Source organism: Exiguobacterium sp. TDN 0502, from assembly GCF_050846835.1.
In the GTDB taxonomy this organism is placed as follows: domain Bacteria; phylum Bacillota; class Bacilli; order Exiguobacteriales; family Exiguobacteriaceae; genus Exiguobacterium_A.
The window spans coordinates 34380-41540 of record NZ_JBOZGJ010000018.1 but is presented as its reverse complement, the minus strand read 5'-3'; the positions used below and the strand labels follow the sequence as shown (position 1 = coordinate 41540).

Annotated in this window: 10 protein-coding genes; 9 read left to right on the top strand and 1 reads right to left on the bottom strand. The window is 47.1% G+C overall.

All coding sequences use genetic code 11. The features are described from left to right. Positions 1-108 precede the first annotated feature (108 nt). From ACRPK8_RS14600 to rsmI, 9 genes are read left to right on the top strand one after another with little or no spacing between them, the layout of a single operon-like run. Positions 109-1527 (top strand): aminotransferase class I/II-fold pyridoxal phosphate-dependent enzyme, encoded by a 1419-nt coding sequence (locus ACRPK8_RS14600; RefSeq protein WP_432238806.1) that lies wholly within the window; start codon positions 109-111, stop codon positions 1525-1527. Continuing rightward, entirely contained in the window at positions 1524-2162 is a 639-nt protein-coding gene (tmk, locus tag ACRPK8_RS14595; RefSeq protein WP_432238805.1) for a dTMP kinase, read from the top strand. Before ACRPK8_RS14600 ends, tmk begins: the two co-directional genes overlap by 4 nt. Next, positions 2159-2488, top strand: coding sequence for a cyclic-di-AMP receptor (locus ACRPK8_RS14590; RefSeq protein ID WP_023466519.1), 330 nt, complete (start codon positions 2159-2161; stop codon positions 2486-2488). Before tmk ends, ACRPK8_RS14590 begins: the two co-directional genes overlap by 4 nt. After that, a complete protein-coding gene (locus ACRPK8_RS14585) occupies positions 2488-3480 on the top strand; it encodes a DNA polymerase (protein WP_053454578.1) in 993 nt (330 codons plus the stop codon). Before ACRPK8_RS14590 ends, ACRPK8_RS14585 begins: the two co-directional genes overlap by 1 nt. 6 nt (positions 3481-3486) lie before the next feature. Next, complete coding sequence (locus ACRPK8_RS14580; protein ID WP_432238804.1) at positions 3487-4317, top strand: PSP1 domain-containing protein; 831 nt, start codon at positions 3487-3489, stop codon at positions 4315-4317. Between the two features lie 8 nt (positions 4318-4325). Next, on the top strand, positions 4326-4676 hold the full coding sequence (yabA, locus tag ACRPK8_RS14575; RefSeq protein WP_432238808.1) for a DNA replication initiation control protein YabA: 351 nt from the start codon (positions 4326-4328) through the stop codon (positions 4674-4676). 51 nt (positions 4677-4727) lie between these two features. Next, complete coding sequence (locus tag ACRPK8_RS14570; protein WP_432238803.1) at positions 4728-5465, top strand: tRNA1(Val) (adenine(37)-N6)-methyltransferase; 738 nt, start codon at positions 4728-4730, stop codon at positions 5463-5465. After that, entirely contained in the window at positions 5458-5712 is a 255-nt protein-coding gene (locus ACRPK8_RS14565; protein ID WP_023466528.1) for a GIY-YIG nuclease family protein, read from the top strand. The genes ACRPK8_RS14570 and ACRPK8_RS14565 overlap by 8 nt, the downstream gene beginning before the upstream one ends. Continuing rightward, positions 5709-6566, top strand: coding sequence for a 16S rRNA (cytidine(1402)-2'-O)-methyltransferase (gene rsmI / locus ACRPK8_RS14560; protein ID WP_432238802.1), 858 nt, complete (start codon positions 5709-5711; stop codon positions 6564-6566). Before ACRPK8_RS14565 ends, rsmI begins: the two co-directional genes overlap by 4 nt. Positions 6567-6600: 34 nt before the next feature. Here the strand turns inward: rsmI and ACRPK8_RS14555 are convergent, their stop codons facing one another. Continuing rightward, positions 6601-6897, bottom strand: coding sequence for an AbrB/MazE/SpoVT family DNA-binding domain-containing protein (locus ACRPK8_RS14555; protein ID WP_023466531.1), 297 nt, complete (start codon positions 6895-6897; stop codon positions 6601-6603). Between the last annotated feature and the right edge of the window lie 264 nt (positions 6898-7161).

Here is a 7161-nt window from a genome sequence, read left to right as displayed (position 1 = left end):
GGGGGCTTCCCCCTGTGAGGATAGGACGTTGCCAGGCACTTGACCGATCTGCAGATTGCAGGTCGGTCTTTTTGTGTAATCATTTTAGATGAAAAAAGGAGTGTTTTCATGAAACACGAACTTCCTATTGTACATGCACTTCAACGTCACTTAAATCGAACGCCGATCTCATGGCATGTTCCCGGACATAAAAATGGCACACTGACATCTCTGCCAGACTTTTTTAAGTGGGATGTTACAGAATTGCCGGGACTCGATGATTTTCATCACCCAGAAGAAGCTATTGCTGACGCGATTGCCTTATTGCGGCAGGTGTATGATGCACAAGCGAGTCATTTTCTCGTCAATGGCTCAACCGTCGGAAATTGGGCGATGCTTGCAGCTACAGCAGCAAGAGGAGAACGCGTTTATGTACAGCGTAATTCGCACAAATCCGTGTTTAATGCATTGGAATGGTTAGGCATTGAACCGGTTTTCCTTGAACCGGAGATCCATGAAGAAACCGGAATCAGTGGGCATGTTTCACGTGAAACATTAAAGGAAGCGTTTACGAAATACCCGGGAGGAGTTGGTGTGTTTGTGACATCACCAACCTATTACGGCGAAGCAGCTGATATCGCGTCGTTGATTGAGGTGACACAGTCGTACGGCATTCCTTTGCTAGTCGATGAAGCACATGGCGCTCACTTTGGTGAAGCATTTGGTGTGCACTCTGCCTTTGAATTAGGAGCGACAGCAGTTGTCCAGTCGGCACATAAAACACTACCTGCACTGACAATGGGCGCATGGATGCATGAGCGATTTTCGGAAAAGATGAGAAGGAAGTTACAACGGGCACTGCAAGCGTTTCAAACATCGAGTCCTTCGTATTTACTACTGGCTTCATTAGACTATGCCCGTTCCTATCGCGAACAGTGGACAGTTAAAGGTATGTCAGATATTCGGGCTAGTCACGATGCGTTCGTCGAAACACTTCAACGCGTTGATCATGTGACTGTCCTTCGTTTTGACGATTGGTCACGGATGACGTTAACGTACGAAGGATATGCAGGAGACGCATTGTTGAAAGCATTACGAGCGGTTCAGCTCGATGCGGAATTTGCTCTAGGAGATCACGTCGTCTGTATTTTACCGCTTCGTCTGCTGACTAAGTCTGAGCAGGATGACTGGGTCCATCGTGTCGAACGAGCCATTCAAATAATGAAATCAGAAGGAATTCCCTCGAAAAGGTATATCGAGCAACCAATTATGGGTAAAATACAGGTATCTGCTTTAGCTTGTTCTTATGAACAGTTAGAACAAGCAACAGGTATGTTCCGTCGTCTGGATGAGTGTATCGGTCGTGTTTCACTCGAAACGATTATTCCGTACCCGCCAGGCATCCCGTTGATCGTCAGAGGTGAGCGCATTACGGCGGAACAGATACTACGCTTGCGACATTATCAAACCGTAACCGTTCACTTGCAAGGGGGCGAACAATTGCAACACGGAGCGTTACGCGTCATAGAGGAAGGGTTTGAAGCATGAAAGGTACGTTCATTACTGTCGAAGGACCAGATGGTGCCGGTAAAACGACACAACTACAATTGCTTAGTGATGTGTTAAAAGAAAAGGGTTATAACGTCATCACGACACGAGAACCGGGAGGCACACGCGTCGGAAACGAAGTCCGTTCGTTGATTCTGAACCCTGTTTTTGAAGAGATGACAGAGATGACAGAAATTCTATTGTATGCAGCGTCTCGTGCCCAACATGTCGAGGAATTGATTCGACCGGCGTTAGAGGCAGGAACGATCGTCTTATGTGACCGATTCGTGGATGCATCACTTGCCTATCAAGGATATGGTCTCGGGCATCCGATTGATCTCGTGCGTCAAATCAATGATTCTGCAACAGGCGGATTAGCGCCAGACCGGACGTATTTATTTGATTTAACGGTAACGGATTCTAAAAAACGAATGATGGACCGGGGAGCACTTGATCGAATCGAGCAACGAGATGATGCGTTTCGTGCTCGTGTCTATGAAGGCTTTCAACAGATTGCTGCGACTGACTCGGAACGAGTACAAATCGTGCAAGCCAATCGATCGATTGAAGACATTCACACCGATTTAGTGGAAGATGTCATGACGTATTTAAAAGAAAGGGAGAGATTCTCATGAAAATGGTCATTACGATTGTTCAAGATAAAGATAGCCTACGTTTGGCGGAAGCACTTGTCGAGCATGACTTCCGAGCGACAAAACTGGCAACGACAGGTGGTTTCCTAAAAGAAGGGAATACGACGTTCATGATTGGTGTTCAAAGTGAGCGCCTTGATGATCTCTTACGATTGATTAAAAAGAATTGTTCGAGTCGTGAACAGATGGTATCCCCGATTTCACCCATGGGTGGGCATGCGGATTCTTATATCCCGTATCCTGTTGAAGTCCAAGTCGGTGGAGCGACGGTCTTCGTCTTACCAATCGAAGGGTTTCACCAATTCTAATGCAGACGTTTCATGAACTAGAACAGACACAATCGGTCATTTCGACGATTCTTCAAAATTCGTTGCGTAACGACCGAATCAATCACGCTTATATCTTCACCGGAGATTATGAGCCGCTTCTACTTGAAGCGGCTCACTTGTTCGCAAAGAGCCTTTTTTGTGAAGCACCGGTCGATGTAGAACCGTGTGGTGTCTGTCGTAGCTGTCGGCGGATGGAAAGTGGCAACCTGGTCGATTATTATGAAATCGAACCAGATGGCGCAACCATCAAAAAAGAGCAGATTCAGCAATTGATGCATGACCTCTCACTGCGGGGACTCGAAGGCGATCGTCAAATTTATGTCATTACCCAGTCCCATAAGATGACACCTCAGGCAGCGAACAGCCTGCTGAAGTTCTTTGAGGAGCCAGGGGAAGGGAAAGTGGCTTTATTACTGACGAACCAACCCCAGCTCCTCCTACCGACGATTCGGTCGCGGGGACAGTTATTAAGTTTTCGTCCGGCGGATCGTCAAATGATCGGAGCTGTCCTGTCTGAAAAAACGGGACGGGACCACGAGTTGACACAACTGGCAGCGCGTGTCTATCCAAAAGTCGAGGATGCGGAAGAAGCATTACTCGAAGACTGGTTTGTAAATGCGCGAGCGTCAGTGTTACAATTGATGGAGGAATTAGCGAATCGTCCGGCTGATTTACCGCTGTTCGTACAAGAGAAATGGATGGGGCAATTCAAGAACCGTCAGGATGTCCGAATCGGTCTTGAACTCGTCACTTGTTTCTTCGAGGATGTCTTACGCCTGAAACTGAATCCGGCGTGGGAAGGGATGACCTATACGAATAGTAAACCCCAACTTGAACAGATGGGGTCCAAGAGCCAGACGACGATCACCCGCTGGTTACAAGCTGTGCTTGCCGCAGTCCGACGGGTCGAAGCGAATGTTAATCCCCAATTAACAGTTGAGCGTCTCATGTTTGACTTACAGAAAGGGTAGAGCGACATGCTAGAAGTAGTAGGCGTTCGCTTTAAAGAAGCGGGCAAAATTTATTATTTTGCACCTGGACAAGAGTCATTATCACGAGGACAAGCAGTCATCGTTGAGACGGTACGGGGCATTGAATATGGCGAAGTGGTCATCGCCGATAAACAAATGGACGAAGAAGATGTGGTGTTGCCACTGAAATCCATTCTTCGGATTGCTGACGATAAGGATGCAATGATCGTCCGCGAAAATAAAGTCGCAGCGCTGGATGCGCATGCGGTATGTGTCGAAAAAATTCGTGAACATAAACTCGATATGAAATTGGTCGATGTCGAGTACACGTTTGACCGCAATAAGGTCATTTTCTACTTCACGGCAGAAGGACGTGTTGACTTCCGTGAGCTCGTCAAAGATTTAGCAGCTGTCTTCCGGACGCGCATCGAACTCCGTCAAATCGGTGTTCGGGATGAAGCAAAGTTACTGGGAGGCATCGGTCCATGTGGTCGTGTCTTATGTTGTTCGTCTTTTCTCGGTGAGTTCGAACCGGTCTCGATCAAGATGGCAAAAGATCAAAATCTCTCATTGAATCCGACGAAGATTTCAGGGGTATGTGGTCGTTTGATGTGCTGTCTGAAATATGAGAACGATACGTATGAAGAGATGCGCCGTGACTTGCCGGATTACGGAAAACGATTAACGGTACCTGAAGGCGAAGGACGCGTCGTTGGCTTGAACATCCTCGATCAAGTCGTTCAAATCGAACTGAAGGATCGTTCCCGCGTCTTGACGTATTCGATGGAAGAATTATTGTCCGTCGGTGCCGTAAAATCAAAACGACCAAAAGAATAACGGGGTGCATACGCGTGGAGAGAGTCGATAAAAAAGAAATCATTACGCGTGTCGATGCGATTGAGCAACAGATTCATTTGCTGACTGAGCATCTGAGCGTGTTAAAAGATCAGCTGGCTTACATGATGGAAGAGAACCAACACCTGTATCTGGAGAATCATCATCTTCGGGAAAAAGTCGAACGCGATGAACAACAGCCGGTCACGGAAGCGGAAGCAGCGGAAGCGGGCGTCGGCGCAGGCTATGATAATCTCGGACGCTTGTACCAGGAAGGATTCCACATCTGTAACTTGCATTATGGACAAGTACGAAAAGACGGCGATTGTCTTTTCTGCTTATCCATGTTAACGAAACATTGAGAGGCTGACTTCTACATGAGTCAGTCTTTTTTTCGGAAAGGAAGGCATCACATGTTTGAACTATTACCAGACGAGCGACTCGATTATCTCTTAGGACAAGAGGGGAAAATCATTCAAAGTCCGTCCGTCTTTTCCTATTCACTCGATGCGGCACTGCTCGCACGGTTTGCCTGGGTCCCGATTCAGCAGGGACGGATTGCCGATCTCTGTTCGGGAAACGGTGCCATTCCACTCTTTTTATCCTACCGGACGAAAGGACAGATCACAGGTCTTGAAATTCAACCGCGACTGGCGGAGATGGCACGTCGTAGCATCGACTTGAATGAACTGAACGACCAGATTGAGATGATCGAAGGCGACGTCAAAGAGGCGGGAGCGTGTCTCGGATACGGGATCTATGATGCGGTTACGTGTAACCCGCCTTATTTTTTAGCCAACGAGACATCGAATCAAAATCAGAGTGAACACTATACGATTGCAAGACACGAAGTTCTCTGTACGCTTGAAGACTGTATTCGTGGTGCTGCGGATTTATTAAAACAAGGCGGAAAAGCAGCGTTCGTTCATCGTCCGGAACGATTGCTTGATATCGTTACCTTGATGCGGACGTATCGTCTAGAACCGAAGCGGATGCAGTTGATTTATCCAAAAGCAGGGAAAGAAGCAAACATGTTGTTAATCGAAGGGATCAAGGACGCAAAACCGGGACTGAAGGTGCTTCCCCCCTTCATCGTCTATGAAGCGGATAATGCGTACGCGACGCAGATGAAGGAATTATTCGATGTCTGAGCATGCGGTCTATATCGTCCGTTGCCAAGATGATACGTATTATACGGGTTACGCGGTAGACGTCACGCAACGCATCGCGACACATAACGCAGGTAAGGGTGCGAAGTATACCCGCGCCCGTCTACCGGTCGTCCTCGTTCATCAGGAAGTCTTTGCAACGAAGTCGGAAGCGATGAAGCGGGAGTATGCGATTAAACAATTAACCCGTTCACAAAAGGAACGGCTGATTCAAGGAGGAACTTCATGAAAGCGACGAGTAGCTATCAACAACCAGGAGCCGGTCTTTATATCGTCCCGACACCGATCGGTAATCTAGAAGACATGACGTACCGGGCCGTCCGGATTTTACAGGAATCCGATATCGTTGCAGCGGAAGATACCCGGCAGACGATGAAACTATTTCGGCATTTTTCGATTGAGACGAAACTCGTCAGTTACCACGAACACAATAAACAAACGAGCGGCGAACGATTGCTCGCTGACTTGCAGTCAGGAAAACAAGTCGCTCTCGTTTCCGATGCCGGTATGCCGGGTATCTCGGATCCGGGAAGTGATTTGATTCGTCAAGCGATCGCAGCAGATATTCCTGTGATCGTGCTGCCGGGGGCAAATGCTGCGTTGACCGCTCTTGTCGCGTCCGGATTATCGACGGAACGCTTTTTGTATTACGGCTTTTTGCCACGGAAGAAAAAAGAGCGCCGCGAAGCGCTGGAACACCTGAAATATGAAATAGGAACACTCGTTTTTTATGAAGCACCGCATCGATTGAAAGAGATGCTGCAAGGAATCGAAGAGGTACTCGGCAATCGCCACGTGACATTAGCCCGGGAACTCACGAAACGGTATGAAGAATACATTCGTGGCACTGTCAGTGAACTACGCGCTTGGGCAGCAGAAGACGTTCGGGGCGAGTTCGTCGTCCTTGTCGAAGGATCAAACGAAGAACGACCGGACACGGTCATCCAAGACAGTGATCCGCTCGAGCAAATCCGCCGGTATATCGAAGAAGGCGAAAAGCCGAATGCGGCGTTGAAGCGTGTCGCAAAAGAACGCGGACTGGATCGGCAGGAATTGTACCTCGCGTTTCATGAAGCAGACTAAAAAAAGGAAGCCCCGTTAGGAGCTTCCTTCCTTGTTATTCGTTGCTAGCGTAGTGGCGATCGAGGAAATCTTTTAATTCAACGAGAACGCGCTGTGCGCCGTCTGGTGAAAGAATCAATTTGCCATCCGCTAATTTGAAGTTATCTTCTGATACTTCACCTGTGACTTGGCAAGTCATGTTTGGTTTATATTTTTTAAGGATGATCTGTTCGTTATCGACATAGATCTCGAGTGCATCCTTTTCTGCGATTTGAAGTGTGCGGCGTAATTCGATTGGAATAACGACACGACCGAGCTCATCTACTTTACGTACAATACCTGTTGATTTCATTTTGTTGTTCCTCCTTTGATGTCATGGGTCTCTTTTTCTTTTGAAAAATCGTCAAAATTCGACATCGTTTCTATAGAATGTAGAATACTAGACTTTCCAAAAGTAGTCAACCAATCTGATTACCTTGAAATCAAAATGTCATTTATTTCTCAAAAACCCCATATTTGAAACGATTTATTAATACATTTTCCCTTTTTTAAGGAAATCAAACTATAGAGTGTGTTTTTTTGTAATTTGATGTCCGATGTCAAAAAATGTTTCGAT